This is a genomic window from Nonomuraea helvata, from assembly GCF_039535785.1.
GTDB classification, from domain to species: domain Bacteria; phylum Actinomycetota; class Actinomycetes; order Streptosporangiales; family Streptosporangiaceae; genus Nonomuraea; species Nonomuraea helvata.
Genome location: NZ_BAAAXV010000008.1, coordinates 470,344 through 488,500, shown reverse-complemented (window position 1 = coordinate 488,500; position 18,157 = coordinate 470,344). Strand labels below are relative to the sequence as shown.

The 18,157-nt window shown below is 70.6% G+C and carries 16 protein-coding genes; 6 read left to right on the top strand and 10 right to left on the bottom strand.

Annotated features, from left to right (window positions below; all coding sequences use genetic code 11):
* Positions 1 to 32: 32 nt before the first annotated feature.
* Together ABD830_RS29740 and mihF are read left to right on the top strand one after the other, a co-directional pair.
* Positions 33 to 437: a GlcG/HbpS family heme-binding protein gene (locus ABD830_RS29740; RefSeq protein WP_344994449.1), complete on the top strand. Its 405-nt coding sequence runs from the start codon at positions 33 to 35 to the stop codon at positions 435 to 437.
* Positions 438 to 540: 103 nt separating this feature from the next.
* On the top strand, positions 541 to 846 hold the full coding sequence (gene mihF / locus ABD830_RS29735; RefSeq protein WP_043641121.1) for an integration host factor, actinobacterial type: 306 nt from the start codon (positions 541 to 543) through the stop codon (positions 844 to 846).
* A gap of 65 nt (positions 847 to 911) precedes the next feature.
* Here mihF and ABD830_RS29730 read toward each other — a convergent pair whose 3' ends face one another.
* A complete protein-coding gene (locus ABD830_RS29730; protein WP_344994446.1) occupies positions 912 to 1,559 on the bottom strand; it encodes a response regulator transcription factor in 648 nt (215 codons plus the stop codon).
* Positions 1,550 to 2,785, bottom strand: a complete 1,236-nt coding sequence (locus tag ABD830_RS29725) for a sensor histidine kinase (RefSeq protein ID WP_344994442.1) — start codon at positions 2,783 to 2,785, stop codon at positions 1,550 to 1,552. The genes ABD830_RS29730 and ABD830_RS29725 overlap by 10 nt, the downstream gene beginning before the upstream one ends.
* Before the next feature lie 194 nt (positions 2,786 to 2,979).
* Between ABD830_RS29725 and ABD830_RS29720 the strand changes: the two genes are divergently transcribed.
* From ABD830_RS29720 to ABD830_RS29710, 3 genes are read left to right on the top strand one after another with little or no spacing between them, the layout of a single operon-like run.
* Positions 2,980 to 4,257, top strand: a complete 1,278-nt coding sequence (locus ABD830_RS29720) for an acyltransferase family protein (protein WP_344994439.1) — start codon at positions 2,980 to 2,982, stop codon at positions 4,255 to 4,257.
* A gap of 47 nt (positions 4,258 to 4,304) precedes the next feature.
* Positions 4,305 to 4,838, top strand: a complete 534-nt coding sequence (locus tag ABD830_RS29715) for a GNAT family N-acetyltransferase (RefSeq protein WP_344994437.1) — start codon at positions 4,305 to 4,307, stop codon at positions 4,836 to 4,838.
* The gene (locus ABD830_RS29710; protein WP_344995991.1) at positions 4,835 to 7,342 is read left to right on the top strand and encodes a DEAD/DEAH box helicase; all 2,508 of its coding nucleotides are present in this window, start codon (positions 4,835 to 4,837) and stop codon (positions 7,340 to 7,342) included. Before ABD830_RS29715 ends, ABD830_RS29710 begins: the two co-directional genes overlap by 4 nt.
* A 182-nt stretch (positions 7,343 to 7,524) precedes the next feature.
* On the opposite strand, the gene ABD830_RS29705 is transcribed toward ABD830_RS29710, so the two are convergent.
* The gene (locus tag ABD830_RS29705; RefSeq protein ID WP_344994435.1) at positions 7,525 to 8,088 is read right to left on the bottom strand and encodes a hypothetical protein; all 564 of its coding nucleotides are present in this window, start codon (positions 8,086 to 8,088) and stop codon (positions 7,525 to 7,527) included.
* Between the two features lie 17 nt (positions 8,089 to 8,105).
* Between ABD830_RS29705 and ABD830_RS29700 the strand changes: the two genes are divergently transcribed.
* A complete protein-coding gene (locus ABD830_RS29700; protein ID WP_425567180.1) occupies positions 8,106 to 8,600 on the top strand; it encodes a DUF2087 domain-containing protein in 495 nt (164 codons plus the stop codon).
* On the opposite strand, the gene ABD830_RS29695 is transcribed toward ABD830_RS29700, so the two are convergent.
* The 7 genes from ABD830_RS29695 to ABD830_RS29665 are packed head-to-tail and all read right to left on the bottom strand — an operon-like array spanning position 8,597 to position 18,080.
* Entirely contained in the window at positions 8,597 to 10,201 is a 1,605-nt protein-coding gene (locus ABD830_RS29695) for a beta-N-acetylhexosaminidase (RefSeq protein WP_378520848.1), read from the bottom strand. The genes ABD830_RS29700 and ABD830_RS29695 overlap by 4 nt on opposite strands.
* Positions 10,202 to 10,206: 5 nt before the next feature.
* Positions 10,207 to 12,144: an NPCBM/NEW2 domain-containing protein gene (locus ABD830_RS29690; protein ID WP_344994430.1), complete on the bottom strand. Its 1,938-nt coding sequence runs from the start codon at positions 12,142 to 12,144 to the stop codon at positions 10,207 to 10,209.
* A gap of 11 nt (positions 12,145 to 12,155) precedes the next feature.
* Entirely contained in the window at positions 12,156 to 13,700 is a 1,545-nt protein-coding gene (locus tag ABD830_RS29685; RefSeq protein ID WP_344994428.1) for an alkaline phosphatase D family protein, read from the bottom strand.
* An 8-nt stretch (positions 13,701 to 13,708) separates the two neighbouring features.
* A complete protein-coding gene (locus ABD830_RS29680) occupies positions 13,709 to 15,013 on the bottom strand; it encodes an ABC transporter substrate-binding protein (RefSeq protein ID WP_344994426.1) in 1,305 nt (434 codons plus the stop codon).
* A gap of 14 nt (positions 15,014 to 15,027) precedes the next feature.
* Positions 15,028 to 15,837 (bottom strand): carbohydrate ABC transporter permease, encoded by an 810-nt coding sequence (locus ABD830_RS29675; protein WP_344994424.1) that lies wholly within the window; start codon positions 15,835 to 15,837, stop codon positions 15,028 to 15,030.
* Between the two features lie 9 nt (positions 15,838 to 15,846).
* Entirely contained in the window at positions 15,847 to 16,782 is a 936-nt protein-coding gene (locus ABD830_RS29670; protein WP_344994421.1) for a carbohydrate ABC transporter permease, read from the bottom strand.
* Positions 16,779 to 18,080, bottom strand: coding sequence for a glycoside hydrolase family 36 protein (locus tag ABD830_RS29665; RefSeq protein WP_344994419.1), 1,302 nt, complete (start codon positions 18,078 to 18,080; stop codon positions 16,779 to 16,781). The genes ABD830_RS29670 and ABD830_RS29665 overlap by 4 nt, the downstream gene beginning before the upstream one ends.
* Positions 18,081 to 18,157: the final 77 nt, after the last annotated feature.

The following is an 18,157-nucleotide window of genomic DNA, read 5'->3' as shown; positions in this document are numbered from 1 at the left end:
GAGGAAACCCGAGGAACCTGGGGGCAGCAGGCGTGAATCTGGAACTCGCGCTCCGCATGACCGAGGCGGCCGTCAGGCAGGCGGTCCGCGAAGGCGTGGCCATCTCCGTGGCGGTCGTGGACGAGGGCGGGCATCTGGTGTCTTTCCAGCGTATGGAGGGTGCGGGCATCGCGGGGCCGGCGCTCGCGCGGGGCAAGGCGTACACCTCGGTGGCCCTGCGCGGGTCCACCCTGGAGCTGGCCGGGCGGACGGCTCCTGGGGGCGACCTGCACGGGCTGCCCCGGGAGGGGTTCGTGTGCGTCGGAGGGGGCGTCCCGCTCTGGGCCGACCACGGTGAGGGCTGGCGCGTGGTGGGTGGCATCGGGGTCAGCGGGGGCACGGTCACACAGGACGTGGCATGCGCGGAAGCGGCCGCCGAGGTGTGGCGGACACGGTGAGAGGGCGCTTTCTGCAACACGAACCGCTGGTATCCGCCATGATTAGCCACTGCACCACGGGTAACAGGAACCCGAACGTAAACTCCCCGAGGAGAGAACTGAGATGGCACTTCCCACTCTCACCCCCGAGCAGCGTCAGGCGGCTCTGGCCAAGGCGGCCGAGGCGCGTGCAGCCCGCACCGCTCTGCTCGCCAAGGTCAAGGCCGGCGAGCTGACGTTCGCCCAGCTGCTGGAGCGCGACGACGACATCGCGAAGAAGATCAAGGTCTCCCAGGCGCTCCGCGCCGTCAAGGGCGTGGGTCCGGCCAAGGCCACCGCGCTGATGGAGGAGGCGGGCGTCGACGAGAAGCGCCGTCTCGGCGGCCTGGGCGCCCAGCAGCGCAAGAAGCTGGTCGACGCGCTCGGCTAAATCCCCGAGCGGCCAGGTCCGCGCGCGGCGCCGCGCGGACCGGCCAGCCCCCCGGAAGAGATGGATCAGGAACGCAGATAGGTGAGTACGGCGAGCACCCGGCGATGCTGGTCGCTGTCCTCCGCGTAGAGGCCGAGCTTGTTGAAGATGCTCCGGATGTGCTTCTCCACGGCTCCGTCGCTGATCACGAGCTGCCGGCCGATGGCCGGATTGGACTTCCCCTCGGCCATGAGCCCGAGCACCTCCCGCTCCCGCGGCGTCAGCTGCGCCAACGGGTCGTCCTTGCGCCTGCGCACCATCAACTGGGACACCACCTGCGGATCGAACACCGTGCCGCCCGCGGCCACCCGCCGCAGGCCCTCGAGGAACTCGTCCACGTCGACGACCCGGTCCTTCAGGAGGTAGCCCACCGCGCCCCGGGCGTCGGCGAGCAGGTCCTCGGCGTAGGAGACCTCGACGTACTGCGAGAGGATCAGCACGGGCGTCCCGGGCACCCTGCGGCGCGCCTCCACGGCCGCCTTGAGCCCCTCGTCGGTGAACGACGGCGGCATGCGCACGTCGACCACCGACACGTCCGGCTTGTGCTCGGCGATCGCCGCCACGAGCGCGTCGCCGTCACCGACGGTCGCGACCACCTCGAAGCCGAACTCCTCCAGCAGCCTGACCAGGCCCGCCCTGATCAGGACCGCGTCATCGGCCACGACTACCCGCACGGCACCTCCGCCACGATCAACGTCGGCCCGCCGTCCGGCGACTGCACCTCGAGCTCCCCGTCCACGGCGCGGAGCCGGTCGGCCAGGCCGGCGAGACCGTGTCCCTTGGCGACGTGCGCGCCGCCGACCCCATCATCCCCGATCGTGAGCACGAGAGCGTTACCGATGCGGACAAGCTGGATGGCGCACGTGGTGGCGCGGCTGTGTTTGGCCACGTTGGTGAGGGTCTCGGCGCAGACGAAGTAGATCGCGTTCTCCACCGCGGCCTGGTAGCGCTCGACGGTCTGCACGTCGAGGTCGACGGGGACCGTGCAGCGCCCGGCCAGGGCGGCCAGCGCGGGCGCGAGGCCGCGGTCGGACAGGATGGGCGGCGCGATGCCGCGCGAGAGCGCGCGCAGCTCGTCGAGCGTCTCGCGGGTGGCGGCGATGGCCGACTTGATCGTTTCCTGCGCGGCCTCGGGGTCCTTGGCCAGCTGCCGCTGGGCCCTGGACAGCTCCATGGCCAGCGAGACCAGCCGCTGCTGCGGCCCGTCGTGGATGTCGCGCTCCAGCTTGCGCAGGGCGTTGGCCTCGGCGGAGACGGCGGCGGCCCGGCCCTCGGCCAGGTCGTCGATGCGCTCCTGCAGCTCGGCCACGCCGGTCAGCAGCGCCCGGCCCAGCCCCGCCCGCAGCAGCGCCGCGCCGCGCGTCCCGAACGGCAGGACCAGCGTGAAGACCAGGCCGAGGGCGAAGTAGAAGACCGAGTTGACGACGTAGCCGTCGCCCAGGCCGAGCAGCTGGGGCAGCTCCTCGTTGCCCGGGATGCGCGTGGTGATGATGCCGTACAGCGGGTAGGTCAGGCCGGCGAGCGGGAGCGCCCAGAACACCACCGTGAGCACGAACGACACGATGGCGAACGGCAGGTTGACGATGCCGTGCAGCAGGTCCAGCCAGGACTGCCCGCTGGTCAGCGGGTTGACCAGCCGGCGGAAGCGGCCCGCGCCGGGCGGTGCGGGCTTGTAGCGGGGCCGTACGGGCGGCCGCTTGAGCACATCGGACAGCCAGCCGCGCTCCGCGTCGGCGAAACCCCGCGCGGCCACCAGCGTGCCCGCCAGCAGCGGCACGCCCAGCCATACGACCATGGTGCCCACGCCGGCCGCGAAGCCGGCAAGCATGATCACGAAGCCGATGACGGCCGTCGGGAAGCCGACCAGTGTGTAACGGGTGTCGAGTAAGACACGCCTCATCCTGGAGCGCATGGCATCACGGTATGGCCTGCGACCGTCAGGGACGAGCCGGTGCACAGGTGTGTGGGGGTAGGGCCAGCCCTACCGGCCGGGGTGACGTGATCACGACCCGAAGACGGCGGCGAGCGGCAATGTGCGCGGACGCCCGCGACGGGAGTCTTGAGCCATCAACCCCTCCGAATTCGAGGCCCCCCATGACCGTCCTGCTGGACCGCCCCATCGCCCCGGTCGAACAGCGGCCGCGCCGCTCGGCGGGCACGCGCACAGCCGTGCGGGACCCCTTCATCGACCTGCTGCGGGTCTTCGGCATGGCGCTGATCGTGTTCCAGCACTGGACGATCCCCGTGCTGACCTACGACGACGGCCGGCTGAGCACGGGCAACGCGCTGTCGACGCCGGGCGTGTGGGTGGTGACGTGGATCAGCCAGGTCATGCCGCTGGTGTTCTTCGCGGGCGGCGCGGCGAACGCGATCAGCTTCGGCCGCTCGGCCGGCAGCCCGCAGCGGTGGCTGGCGGCCCGGCTGCGCCGGCTGGCCTGGCCGCTGCTGCCGCTGGCCGCGGTGTGGATCCCGCTCCCCCACGTGCTGCTCACGCTGGGCGTGCCCGAGCAGCCGCTGGAGGTGGGCGCGCGGCTGACCGGCCAGCTCCTGTGGTTCCTCGCCGTCTACCTGATCGCCGTCACGGCCACCCCGCTCGCGCTGCGCCTGCACGAGAGGTACGGCCTGCTGGTCCCCGCGTCGCTGGCGGCCGGGGCGGTGCTGACGGACGTGGTGCGCTTCTCGACCGGCTGGGACGCCGTGGGCTACCTGAACATCGTGTTCGTCTGGATGGCGGTCCACCAGCTCGGCTTCTTCTACGCCGAGGGACGGCTGCCTCGCCCGTGGGCACTGGCGCTGGGCGGGTTCGGCGTGGCGGCCCTGCTGGTGGCGTACGGCCCCTACCCGGGCAGCATGATCGGCCTGCCGGGCGCCGAGGTGTCGAACATGGCCCCGCCCACCCTCGCCATGCTGGCCGTCGGCATCGGGCAGGTCGGGCTGGCCGCGCTGCTGCGGCCGTGGCTGGTGCGGCTGCCCACGCGGCGCCTGCTGGACTGGGCGGGCCCGCGCATCATGACCGCGTACCTGTGGCACATGCCGGCCCTGTTCGCGGTCACCGGCGTGGTGGTGGTCCTGCTGGGCATCGACACGCCGCGGCCGGGCAGCGCGTTCTGGCTGGCGGGATGGCCGGTCTGGTTCGGGCTGCTCTGCCTGGTCATGTGGCCGCTGCTGAAGGGCTTCGCCAGGTTCGAGGCGCCGCCCGCGCTGCCGTACGGGCAGGCCGGGTGGGGCGGCACGCTCACGGCGGTCGGCCTGGTCGGCGGCGGGGTGCTGGCGCTCACGGTCGGCGGGTTCGCGCCCGGCGGCGTGCCGTTCCTCGCGGTGCTCGCGCTGCTGGGCGGGCTGCTGATGACGGCGCCCCGGTCACGGGCGTGAGAGTCCGGAAACACCCCTGTCACAGGCCGTTGGGGAGAATGTGGGCCATGACGAACGTCCGGAACCTTGCCGAGGCCGATCTGCCGGCCGTCGCCGACATCTACGCCCACTACGTGACCGGCAGCGTGGCCACGTTCGACGAGACGCCGCTCGGGCTGGACGCGTGGCGGGCGAAGGCGGACGGCATCGTGGGCGCGGGGCTGCCGTTCCTGGTGGCCGAGGTGGACGGCGCGGTCGCCGGGTACGCCTACGTCTCCCAGTACCGCCCCAAGCCCGCCTACCGGCACACGGTCGAGGACACGATCTACCTGGCGCCCGGCCTCACGGGACGGGGGCTCGGCAGGCTGCTGCTCGGCGAGCTGATCAGGAGGACCGGTGAGACACCCGCCCGCCAGATGGTCGCGGTGATCGCCGACTCCGGCGACCCGGCCTCGGCGCGGCTGCACAAGAGGTTCGGGTTCGAGGAGGCCGGACGGCTGCGGGCGGTGGGATTCAAGCACGGCCGCTGGATCGACACGGTGCTGCTCCAGCTCGCTCTTGACCAGAACGGTTCGACCACCCGGCAAACTTCGGCAGGATAGAGGGCGTGAGCCTTCTCGTTGACCGCCTGCCCGAAGACATCGACGCCGAGCCGGACGCCATCTTCGACGCGTTCGTGCAGTGGAACTCCGAGCGGGGGCTCACTCTCTATCCCGCCCAGGAGGAGGCGCTCATCGAGGTCGTCTCCGGCAGCAACCTGATCCTGGCCACGCCGACAGGTTCGGGCAAGTCGCTGGTGGCCGCGGGCGCCCACTTCGCCGCGCTGACGCGCGACCAGCGCACCTTCTACACCGCGCCGATCAAGGCCCTGGTGTCGGAGAAGTTCTTCGACCTGTGCGCCGTCTTCGGCACCGAGAACGTCGGCATGATGACCGGCGACGCCAGCGTCAACCCGGGCGCGCCGATCATCTGCTGCACGGCCGAGATCCTGGCCAACGTGGCCCTGCGCGACGGCGCCGCGGCCGACATCGGCCAGGTCGTCATGGACGAGTTCCACTTCTACGCCGAGCCCGACCGCGGGTGGGCCTGGCAGGTGCCGATCCTGGAGCTGCCCAACGTGCAGTTCATCCTGATGTCGGCCACGCTCGGCGACGTGTCGATGTTCGAACGCGACCTGACCAGGCGCACAGGGCGGCCGACCGCCGTGGTCAAGCACGCTGAGCGGCCGGTGCCGCTGGTCTACTCGTACCGGATGACGCCACTGCACGAGACGCTCGAGGAGATGCTCAAGACCGGGCAGGCGCCCGTCTACGTCGTGCACTTCACGCAGGCGGCGGCGATGGAGCGGGCCCAGGCCCTGATGTCCATCAACATGGCGACGAAGGCCGAGAAGGAGGCCATCGCCGCGATGATCGGCGGGTTCCGCTTCACCACCCGGTTCGGGCGGGCGCTGTCGCGGCTCGTGCGCCACGGCATCGGCGTCCACCACGCCGGGATGCTGCCGAAGTACCGGCGCCTGGTGGAGCGGCTGGCCCAGGCGGGCCTGCTGAAGGTCATCTGCGGCACCGACACCCTCGGCGTCGGCGTCAACGTGCCGATCAGGACGGTGCTGTTCACGGCGCTGTCCAAGTACGACGGCAACAAGGTGCGCCGCCTGCGCGCCCGCGAGTTCCACCAGATCGCCGGCCGGGCGGGGCGGGCCGGGTTCGACACCATCGGCTACGTCGCCTGCCAGGCCCCCGAGCACGACATCGAGAACGCCAAGGCCCTCGCCAAGATCGGCGACGACCCCAAGCGGCGGCGCGGCTACGCGCGCAAGAAGCCGCCGGAGGGGTTCGTGGGCTGGAGCGAGGACACCTTCCAGAAGCTCCAGGAGGCCGAGCCGGAGCCGCTCAACTCGCGCTTCAAGGTCAGCAACGCCATGCTGCTCGCGGTGATCAACCGGCCGGGCGACTGCTTCCAGGCGATGAAGCACCTGCTGACCGACAACCACGAGGACCGCAAGTGGCAGCGGCGGCACATCAGCCAGGCCATCGCGATCTACCGGTCACTGCTGGCGGGCGGCATCGTCGAGCAGTTCGCCGAGCCCGACGAGCAGGGCAGGCGGGCCAGGCTGACGATCGAGCTGCAGGAGGACTTCGCGCTCAACCAGGCGCTGTCCACGTTCGCGCTGGCCGCGTTCGACCTGCTCGACCGCGAGTCGCCGTCGTACGCGCTGGACATCGTCTCGATCGTGGAGTCGATCCTCGACGACCCGCGCCAGATCCTGTCGGCGCAGCTGAAGAAGGCGCGCGGCGAGGCGGTCGCGCAGATGAAGGCCGACGGCATCGAGTACGAAGAGCGCATTGAGCAGCTCGCCGAGGTCATGTATCCGATGCCGCTGGAGGACCTGCTGCTCGGGGCGTACGAGACCTACCGGCGCGGCCACCCGTGGGTGGGCGACTACACCGTCAGCCCCAAGTCCGTGATCCGCGACATGTACGAGCGGGCCATGACCTTCAGCGAGTACATCCAGTTCTACGAGCTGGCCAGGTCCGAGGGCACGGTGCTGCGTTACCTGGCCGACGCCTACCGCACGCTGTCGCGCACGGTGCCCGAGCACCTCAAGACCGAGGACCTCGTCGATCTGATCGAGTGGCTCGGCGAGCTGGTGCGCCAGGTCGACTCCTCACTCATCGACGAGTGGGAGAAGCTCACCAACCCGGCCGAGGCGCTGGAGCAGAAGGACCAGCTGGAGACCAAGGTGCGCCCGGTCACGGCCAACCCGCGGGCCTTCCGTGTGCTGGTGCGCAACGCGATGTTCCGGCTGGTCGAGCTCTGCGCCATCGAGAAGGAGGACGAGCTGGAGGAGCTCGCCCCCGACGTCGACTGGGGCGCGGCGCTGGACGCGTACTACGCCGACCACGAGGAGATCTTCACCGACGCCGACGCCCGCGGGCCCGCGCTGCTGCGGATCGAGGAGGAGAGCGGGCTCTGGAAGGTCCGGCAGACGATCAAGGATCCGGCCGGCGACGGCGACTGGGGCATCGACGCCCAGGTCGATCTGGCCGGGTCCGACGAGGAGGGCCGCGCGGTGCTGCACGTGATCGGGCTCAACCGGCTCTGAGACGCCGCGCCGGGGGCGCTGGGGCTGCCCCCGAAGCCCAATGCAACCCCAGAAAAGCGACAAGCCGTGTGCCGGAACGGACTGGCAAGGGCGCCCCGGCACAGGCCTGTCGATCCAGTGTCGTCCGGATTTGGTCGAGGTCGTGTCATGATCGTGTCCCGAGATCGAGACATTTCTCGCCATCAGCAATCGGCAATGGTGCAGATCTTAGCGAGCATGCGCTTGGTGTCCCGCGTCTGCTGCCCGAAGTCGTCCTTGCGAGGCTTACCCCACTCGCCGGCCACGGTGTAGAGAATCAGGGCGTTCGCGCGGCGGGTCACGATCGCCCGCTCGCCTCCGACGCCGACCTTCTTGCCCTGGTACGCCTGGCCGGTGACCTTCAGCGCCTGGTCGCCGAGGTCCACGGTGACGGCGGAGTAGCGGTAGCCGGATCTGGAGCAGGAGCGCGCGGCGGCTCCGAGGTCGCGCAGGGCCTTGCCGGCCGCTGCCGCCGACGCGTAGAGGATCACCTGCTCCGACTTGGAGTAGTCGGGGACCGCGGTGTAGATGAGCGTCCTGGCCTGCGTGCGGCCGCTCTGGCCGAGCCCGGCCTTCTCGCACGGGTTGACGACGAGGGCGGCCGTCCGCTTGCTGCCGGCCGTCCAGCTCGTCTCAGGGTTCTTGTCCTTGGTGGCGGCGGCCTGCTCGTACAGCAGGAAGTTGCCGGGGATGGCGACGGCGACGGCGAGTAACAGCGCTGGCATCATGGGACAAAATGGTAGGGGTGAACGACGAAGAGATCAGGCGCGTCCTCGGGCTCCTCTATCAGGAAGAGACGTTACGGGCCTTCGCCTCCCTGGTGCTCGGTGACACCGACGGCCTGCCGCCCAAGGCGCTGCGCAAGCTGGCCGCAGGCGGTCTGGCGGCGTGCGACGAGAGCGGCAAGTGGCAGGCCACGCCCGAGCGCTTCCGCGACCTGCTCCGGGCGCGGGCCGAGCCGGCCGAGGAGCTGAGCGCCGAGGAGCGGGTGCTGCGCACGTTCCTGGTGGACGGGCGGCTGACGACCATGGGGATGCGGCGCGACAAGCGGCTGGTGGTGCTGCGCTACATCGCCACGGTCTTCGAGCCCGGCGTGCGCTACCCGGAGAAGGACGTGAACGTGGCCCTGCGGGCCTTCCACGACGACTACGCGGCGCTGCGCCGCTACCTCGTGGACGAGGGGCTGCTGTCCAGGGAGGGCAACGTCTACTGGCGCAGCGGCGGTCACGTGGAGGTCTAGCGGGACCTCAGGTTGCTGGTCCAGGCGTCGAGTTTCGCCTGCCAGCCCTCCGGGTCCTCGGGGCGTCCCGGCACGCCCGGCCGGGTCTGCCAGGGCAGCGGTCCGTCCGCGCGCCGGTACTCCACGCCGAGCGCGTCCAGCCGGGGCAGGTGCGCCGCCAGCCGGGCCAGGAAGTCGTCCAGGTCCCGTTCGGGAGAGCTCCACACCGTCTCGGCGAAGGCCGCCAGCCGGGGGAAGGCCATGTAGTCCGCGTGCCGGCTGGAGTCGATCAGCTCCGTCCAGAGGCCGCACTGCGCGCCCAGCACGTGGGCGGCGGCGGGTTCGCCGCGCAGCTCGGCCGGCACCGGCTCGAAGGCGTAGACGTCCTCCAGCGTGAGCACCGGCCCGAACGGCACCGGCTCCTCCTCCCCCGGTCCCTGCCGGTAGTCCAGGTAGAGGCTCGTGTTGGAGCAGTTGATCACGTCGTGGCCGCTCCTGGCGGCGGCCACCGCGCCGAGTTCGCCGCGCCATGACGCGACCACCGCGCCTGGCGCCAGGCCGCCCTCCAGGATCTCGTCCCAGCCGACCAGCCGGCGCCCGCGTGCCGTCAGGTAGGCGTCGAACTGGTGGATGAACCAGCTCTGCAGCTCCTCCTCGTCCCGCAGCCCCAGCTCGGCGATGCGCCGCTGCGCCGCCGGGCTGGCCTTCCACTGGTCCTTGCGGCACTCGTCCCCGCCGAGCACGATGTACGGGCTGGGGAACAGCTCGAGCACCTCGTCCAGCACGTCCTGGAAGAACTTGATCGTGCTGTCCTCGACGTTGAGCACGTTGTGGCCGACGCCCCAGGTCGTGCGCACCTCCAGTGGCGTGTCCAGGTTGCCGAGCTCCGGGTAGGCCGCGATGGCGGCCTGCGTGTGCCCCGGCAGGTCGATCTCGGGGACGACCGTGACGTGCCGGGCCGCGGCGTACGCGACGATCTCCCTGATGTCGTCCTGGGTGTAGTAGCCGCCGTGCGGGCGGCCGTCCATGGCGCCGTTCCAGCCGGTCTGGCTCTCCTTGCGCCACGCGCCGGCCTCGGTCAGCCTCGGGTGGCGGCGGATCTCGATCCGCCAGCCCTGGTCGTCGGTGAGGTGCAGGTGCAGGACGTTCAGCTTGTGCAGGGCGAGCAGGTCGATGAAGCGGAGCACGTCCCGCTTGGGCATGAAGTGCCGGGCGACGTCGAGGAGGGCGCCGCGCCAGCCGAACCTCGGCGCGTCCTCGACGTACGCGCCGGGCACCTCGAAGGGTCCGCGCGCGGCCTTCCTGAGCGCGGCGGGCGGCAGGAGCTGCCGGAACGTCTGCGCCCCGTAGAACGCGCCGGCGGGGCCGCCCGCGACGATCTCCACCGTGGCGCCGACGGCCAGCCGGTACGCCTCCGGCGGCAGGTCGCCGAGCGCCAGGGTGATCGTTCCCGAGCCCCCTGGCAGCAGCTGGCCTCCGGTGACGGGGGCGAGCTCGCCGCGCAGCCAGGCGGCCACCTCGCCGAGCGCCGGGTCGGCGGCGAGCGAGGTCTCGCGGTCGAGGACGAACGCACCCGGCCTGGGCTCGTGCTTGACGGGCTTGGGAACGATCAACAACGGCAGACTCCTTACTTACAGTTGATGGCGGCGTCGGCGAAGTCGGCGTGGTCGGAGGTCGCGTTGTCGCCTCCGTTGGTCGCGACCAGCCGGACGTATCTGGCGCCCTCGACGGACGCGGTGACCTTGCGGGCGGGCATGGCGCCGGTGAGCACGCCCGAGTGGGCGACCCGGCCGCCGTCGGCCCAGACCTCGAAGTCGGCCGAGCCCGCCGGGCCGACCTCGTCGTCGATCCCGGCCTGGAACTCCACGGTCGAGCAGCGCCCGGCGGTGTAGAACTCGATCTCGGCGGGCGCGTGGGTGCCGAGGCCCTTGGCGTACGTGACGCCCTCGATGGTGATCGGCCTGCCGTCGCCGGCCGCCTTGTCACCGTTGCTGGTGTCCTTCTCGACCGGGCCGAAGTAGTTCTTGGCGCTGGTCCAGGCCACGTCACTGAGGGAGGTCCGCCCCGGGCCCGGCGCCGTCGCGACGGTGACGACGGCCACGGCGCTCTGCGTGCCCTGCGTGAAGGTGAGCTCGTAGGTGCCGGGCGCGGCGCCGGCGGGCGGGGTGACGGCCCACTTCACGGTGAGCGTCTCGCCGCCGTCCAGCTTGCCGGCCCTGGTGGGCGTACGCGCGGCGACCTGCCACCCGTCCGGTACGCGCGCCGCGACCTCGACGTCGCGCAGGCGCGCGGTGGCCCCGGTGTTGGTGACCCTGGTCAGGATCTCGCCGCTCCTGCCCGGTTCGAGCACCGAGGGCCGGTCGTCGCCGAGGAACTTCGGCGGGTCGGCCTCGAACGTCACCAGCGGCGGCGCCTGCTCGCGGCTCTCGGCGACCCGGTAGAGCAGGGCCGCGTGCGCGGGAACCTGGGCCGCCAGCTCGCCCTTGGACGAGGCGACCGCGCCGCTCCACAGCTCCTCGACCCGGTAACGCGAGCCGCCGAGCTTGGTGGAGACGGTGGCCGCCCGGTCGCTCTCGTTGAACAGCGCGACGGCCCCGTCGCCGCCCGCCAGCGGCTTGGCCAGCACGTGGTACCAGCCGTCGGTCCTCACGAACGTGCCGTGCGCGCCCAGCGGGTCCTGGTCGACCGCGACGACCTTGGGGTTGGCCACGATCGCGGGCGGCGCGGCGGCCGGGTCGGCCTGGAGGATCAGCGGTGACGCGCCCATCGCCCAGAGCGTGACCTGGGTGCGGTACTCGGTCTCGGTCATCCCGCCGCGCCCGGCCTGGATCAGGTCGGGGTCGGCCCAGCTGCCCGCGCCCGCGTACTCGGCCCTGAGCTGGTTGGTCTCCCAGATGTCCACCATGGTGGGGTAGGCGTCGGGGATGGGGCGGTTGTAGACGTTCGTGCGCCAGGTGGTGGCGCCCGCGCCCTTGCCCCAGAGCCACGGCACGGTGCTGCCGTCCTCGTTGTTCATGGCGAACACGACACCGTCGCCGAGGGCCTGGCGCATGCGCGGGTAGAGGGTCTGGGCGATCTGCTGCACGTTCTGGCCGGGGAAGTCGGCCGTGGGGATGGCGCACCAGTCGTACTTGACGTAGTCGACGCCCCAGCCCTTGACCTGCTCGGCGTCGGCGGCCTCGCTCCTGTACGAGCCAGGACCGCCGCCGGAGCACGCCTTGGTGCCCGCCGACAGGCTGAGGCCCAGCTTCATGCCCTTGCCGTGCACGTAGTCGGCGAGGGCCTGCACGCCGCCGGGGAAGCGGGTGGCGTCGGGGGCTAGGGCGCCGCCGGTGCGCTGGGTGGCCAGCCAGCAGTCGTCGATGATGACGTACCGGTAGCCGAGCGGGACGAGGGGCACGAGAGCGTCGGCGGCCTTGCGTACCGACGCCTCGGAGACCGAGCAGCCGAGCGAGCGGCTGCTCCAGCCCATCGGCGGACCGGAGGCGGCTTCCGCGGTGCTCGATAAGGGCACGAACGGCATGGCGAGGAGGGCCGCCGCGGTGGCGGCCGTGAGGATGCGCATGGGTGGTCCTGTCAGGCGGGGTTGAGTCTGGCGGCGCCCGGCTCGATGACGAAGGAGCCGGAGGTGTAGGCGGGGGCGTACGGCTCGGTGACGCGCGACAGCGACCGGAAGTCGACCTTCATCTCCTGCTGCGTGATCTTGGTGCGTACGTAGCCGCGGCGGCCGTTGAAGAACTTCACGTGCGGGTTCTCATTGAGCAGGACCTGCGTGTTGGGGTACTCGTCGAGGCCGTTGCCCGCGCTCGTCACCGAGGTGGTGACCAGCTCCACGGCGACGGACTTCGACCCGGGGTCCTGGTAGTCGCGCTTGACCTCGCCCGCCCAGTGGGAGTGCACGTCGCCGGTGAGCACGACGGCGTTGCGCTTGTAGGTGTCGATGGCGGCCGCCAGGCGGTTGCGGGAGGCGACGTAGCCGTCCCAGCCCTCGTTCGAGTAGCCCTTGCCCTCGCCGTTCGTCCAGTCCATCTCCATGAGGAAGACCTGCTGTCCGAGCAGGTCCCAGGTGGCGCGCGAGCCCTTCAGCTCGCCGTCGAGCCAGGCCTCCTGGTCGCGGCCGAGCATCGTCCGGTTGGGCTCGAGACGGTCGAGGCAGTCCGGGCCGATCGTGCCGCTCTTGCCGGTGCACGCGTACAGGTCGCGGTACTGGCGGGTGTCGAGCATGTGCAGGTTGGCGACCCCGCCCCAGCGGATGCTGCGGTAGAGCTTGAGCGCGGAGCCATGGGGCTTCTGGGCGCGGCGCAGCGGCATGTTCTCGTAGTACGCCTGGAAGGCCGCGGCCCGGCGCGCGAGGAACGGCGGGTCGGGCTGCTCGGGCACGTCGCCGGCCCAGGCGTTCTCGATGTCGTGGTCGTCCCACACCACGACCCAGGGGGCGATGGCGTGGGCCAGCTGCGACTCGGGGTCGGCCTTGTGCTGGGCGTGCCGCAGCCGGTAGCCGGCCAGGTCGAAGCACTCGCCGCCGGCCTGGTCGCGGACCGGGTACTTGTAGTCGCCGTACTCGTAGATGTAGTCGCCGAGGAAGGCGATCAGGTCGGGCTGGTCCTCGGCCATCCTGCGGTACGGCGTGAACCAGCCCACCTGGTAGTCGGCGCAGGAGGTGAACGACAGGTTCAGCGCCCGGCTGCGGGTGCCGGGGGCCGGGGCGGTGAGGGTGCGGCCGACGGGGCTGATCTCGCCCTCGGCCCTGAAGCGGTAGAAGTACTCGGCGCCGGGAGCGAGTCCGTCGAGCTCGACGTGGACGCTGTGGGCGGCGTCGGGGCGGGCGATCTCCACGCCGGCCCGTACGACATGCCGGAAATTTTCGTCTTTGGCGAGCTGCCACTGGACCGGCACCGGCCGCCCCGGCATGCCGCCGAGGCCGTCGAGCGCGATCGGGTCCACGGCGAGCCGGGTCCACAGGACCACACCGTCAGGCGTGGGCTCGCCCGAGGCAACGCCGAGCTGGAAGGGGTCGGAGAGAGGGGCGCGACGGGCCGCCGCGCGCACTGGGGTGGCGCCCAGTGCGGCGGTGAAGCCCAGGCTCGCGCCCCCGGCGAAGAGTGAACGCCGGGTGATCATGGGGGTCCTTACTTGACGGTGGCGTTGCCCTCGGTGACGGCCTGGTCGGCGGCGGCCTGCGGCGTGAGCTTGCCGAGGTACATCTCGTTGAAGATCTGGTTGAGCTTCGTCTCGAAGCCGGTGAAGCCGGTGGTGATCGGCAGCGGGAAGGTGGAGCCCTCGGCCTCGTTCACGAACGGCGTGACATCGACCTTCTTCGACTTCCAGTAGTCGACGTAGCCCTGGCTGAGGCCGTTGAGCGCGGGGAGGATGTAGCCGCCGTCGGCCATCATCTTCTGCGGCTCCTGCGTGCCAAGGTATTCGGCCAGCTTCATGGCCTCCTTGGGGTGCTTGCTCTTGGCGTAGACGGCCTCGGCCAGGCCGTTCAGGTTGACCGAGCGGCCCTTCGGCCCCTCCGGCATGGCCGCGACGCCCATCTCGAACGTGGCCTCGGGCGCCACGAACGGCAGCAGCGCGTTGTTGGCGGGGAACATCGCGACCTGGCCCGCCTTGAACATGTCGGTGACCTTGCCGGTGGGCGGGTTGGTCTGGGTGGCGGGCGGGGAGACGTGCTCCTTGTTCACCAGGTCCACCCCGAACTGCAGCGCCTGCACGGACGCGGGGTCGTTGAAGGCGTACTTTCCGAAGGGCTTGTCGACGAGCTTGCCGCCGTTCGAGACGACCCAGTTCATCCACTGCGTCTGGTAGTGGTTCCAGGAGGCGAAGCCGTACGTCTTGACCTTGGCGGGGTCGAATCCGGCGTCGCCGGGGTGCTTGCCGGCCTCGTCCACGGTGAGCTTGCGTGCCGTGTCGAGCAGGGTGCCGCTGCCGTCGGCCGCCCAGGTCAGCTTCTCGGGCATCTCCACGCCGGCCTTCTTGAACAGGTCCTTGTTGTAGAGCAGGCCGACGATGCCCCAGTCCTTGGGGACGCCGTACAGCTTGCCCTGGTAGCTGAAGGAGCCGACGACGGTCTGGTGGTACTTCGACGCGTCGACCTGGACCGGGCTGAGGACGCCCTTGGTGACGTACTCGGGGAACTGGGTGGGGGTCATCCAGAACACGTCCGGCGCGGTGCCCGCGACGACGTCGGCGGTGAGCTTCGTCCAGTACTGGTCGTACGGCAGCAGCTCGATGTTGACGTCGATGCCGGGATTGGCCTTCTCGAAGGCGGCCATGACCTTCTCGTAGCCGACCTTCTGCTGGTCGTCCCAGAGCCGGTACGTCAACGTGACCTTCTCTGACTCGCCGCCGCCGCCTGAGCCTGAGCCGCACGAGGTGAGGGCGAGCAGGACGGCGCCGAGCAGCGCCCAGCGAATCGGGGGGTTGTGCAACATTCGCTGACCTCTTCTTACTTGAGACCGGAAAGGACGACCGATCTGACGATGTGCTTCTGGAAGAAGACGAAGACGGCCACCATCGGCACCAGCGCGATGAGACTGCCGGCCATCATGAGGTTGTAGTCGACGCCGATGCCCTGCTTGAGCGTGGCGATGGCGACCGTGATGACCTTGGTGTCGTCGCTGCTGGTGATGATCAGCGGCCAGAGGAAGCTGTTCCACGAGGAGATCACCGTGATGATCGCCAGCGTGCCGAGCGCCGGGCGGCAGAGCGGGAGCATGACGCGCACGAGGACCGTCAGCGGCCCCGCCCCGTCGATCCGCGCCGCCTCCTCCAGGCCGGCGGGCAGGGTCTTGAAGAACTGCCGCATCAGGAAGATCCCGTACGGGGTGCCGAGCACGTACGGGGCGAGCAGGCCGTACCAGGTGTTGATCAGCTCCAGCTCCCGCATGATCAGGAACAGCGGGATCATCGTGACGGCGCTCGGCACCATCATCGTCGCCACGAACAGCCAGAACAGCACGTCCCTGCCCCGGAAGCGGAGACGCGCGAACGCGTACGCGGCGAACGTGGTGAACACCAGCTGGCCCGCCGTCAGCAGCGCCGTCATCCCGGCCGTGTTGAGCAGGTAGCGCGGGAAGTCACCCGCCAGCATCTTCGCCAGGTTGTCCGCGGTCGGCGGCAGCCCGGGCAGCCAGGGGGCCGTCCCGCTCAGCTGGGCCTGGGTCTTGAAGGCGGTCAGCACGACGAGCAGGTACGGGAAGACGGAGACGAACGCACCGACCGCGAGAACGGCGTACAGGAGGATTCGCTTGGCCATGGTCTTCTCTCAGCTCAGGTCGTAGGTGGTGCGCTTGCCGAAGAACCTGACCTGCGCCATCGTCACCAGGAAGATGATCAGGAAGAGCAGCGTCGACAGCGTGGCCGCGTAGCCGAAGTCGAACTCCTTGAACGCGGTCTGGAAGATCCTGAAGTTGATCACTTCGGTGGTGTGGCTGGGGCCGCCGTCCGTCATCGCGTACACCGTGTCGAACACCTGGAAGGAGCCGATCAGGTTCGTCACGCTGACGAAGAACATCGTGGGGTTGAGCAGCGGCAGCGTCACCCGCCAGAACCGCTGCGCCGGGGTGGCGCCGTCGGTCTCGGCCGCGTCGTGCAGCTCCTTGGGGATGCCCTGGAGCCCGGCCAGGAAGAACAGCATGTTGTAGCCGGTGTACTGCCAGACGCTGACCAGCGCGACGGCGGGCAGCGCCCACGTGGGGTCCGACAGCCAGTCGGGGCCGGTGACGCCGACCAGGGCCAGGGCGCTGTTGATGGCGCCGTCGCGGGGGTCGAAGATCCAGCCCCAGATCAGGGCCAGGACGATGGGGGTGGCCATCCACGGGACGACGAAGAGCGACCGGTAGAACCTGACGCCCTTGACGCGCTGGTTGAGCAGCATGGCCAGGCTCAGGGCGAGGACGGTCTGCAGGGGGATGCAGAGCAGGACGTACGCGATCGTCACGCCGAGCGAGTGCCACGTCTGGCCGTCGCCCGCCAGGCGGCGGTAGTTGTCGAGGCCGACGAACGTCGGGTCCGAGAGCAGCTGCCAGTCGAAGAGGCTGAGGACGAGCACGATGACCATGGGCAGCAGCAGGAAGGCCACCACCCCGAAGAGGCTGGGCACCACGAACAGGTACGCGTGCCAGCCGCTCCCCCGCCTGCGCCGCCCCTTCGCCACCTGGACGTCCGTCCCGAGGCTCCGCTCCGCGGTGTGGCTGGTCACGACGGGTCCGTCGAGGTCGGGACCATGAGGCGCCTGGTCGTCTCCAGGCCCCAGTCGTCCAGGGAGGCGATCGGGTCGCTCGATCCGCGCAGGCCGCCCGTGCCGGCGATGTGGGCCGCCCACTCCTCCCGCGCCTCCACCTCGGGGCGCAGGATGATGCAGTCGGGGTCGTTCACCCACCAGCGGGCGTGCATGAACTCGCGGGCCGCCCCGGTGAGGCGGGCACCGAGCTGGGAGGGCTGGCTGATGTCGCCGGACTTGGGCTGCAGGGTCGGCGCGATGTCCGGGCTGACCCGCATGATGTCCACCAGGCCGATGCTGGGCAGCATCGGGGCGCCGCACCCGTGCAGGGTCGCCGCCACGCCGGCGCCCCGGCGGATCAGCTCCAGGCCGCGCCGGTACGCGGCGATCGGGTCGAGGTCCTCGTGCCGCTCGCCCGCGAGCGCTCCCGCATAGATGAAGTCGAGCTTGAAGTGGCTGATCCCCATCGCGCTGAAGGTACGGAAGACGTTCACCAGGTGCTCGGCCGCCTCCGGGTGGGTGATGTCGAGCACCGCCAGCTCCTGGTCCCACATGCGGCCCGCGTACGCGCCCCGGACCAGCCAGTCGGGGTGCTCGCGGAAGATCCGGCTGCGGTGGCCGACGAGGAACGGCGCGGTCCAGATCCCGGCCCGCCGGCCCGCGTCCGTGACGGCGTCCACGGCCCGCGCCAGGGAGCCGAACTCGGGGCGTCCCTCCAGCCAGTCGCCGATCTCGGCCTCGTAGCCGTCGTCGATGAGGAACATGTCGGCGCCCAGGCCGAGCCGCTCGGAGAGCTTCAGGTTCTCGATGACGTCGGCGTCGGTGACCTTGTCCCAGTAGCCGTACCAGGTGCACCACATCGGCGGGACGGCGGGGAACGTCCGCTTTTCCGCAATGGTGTCCGCCCAGTCGCGCAGGGCCTGGTCCAGGCCGCCTTCCACGCGGTGGTGGCGTACCGGGTCGTCGGCGGAGACCACCAGGCGGCCGTCCTCCTCGCGTGCCCTGATCGACGGCACCTGGAGGGGGGTCGGCGCCGACCAGAGCTCGACGGACCCGTCGCCCGGCTCGACGGCCAGCAGCCCCTCGCCCTGGAACACCCCGTCGGGGATCGGGGTCTCGGGGCGGTAGGCGAGGATCTGGATGGTCTCGTCGGCGGGCCGGGGCGGGGTGTCCGTCAGGCGGTACGCGCCCGTGGGGCTCCACGACTGCCAGCCCTGCTCGAACACCCGGGTCTCCCCAGGGCCGCACCTGATCTCGCCGATGTCAGCGAAGGCCATCCTGATTCCTCTCGACTTTCAAAGGAGCCCTTCATTAGTAGCACCGGCGTTCACGCGGGGTCAATGACCGTCTTTTC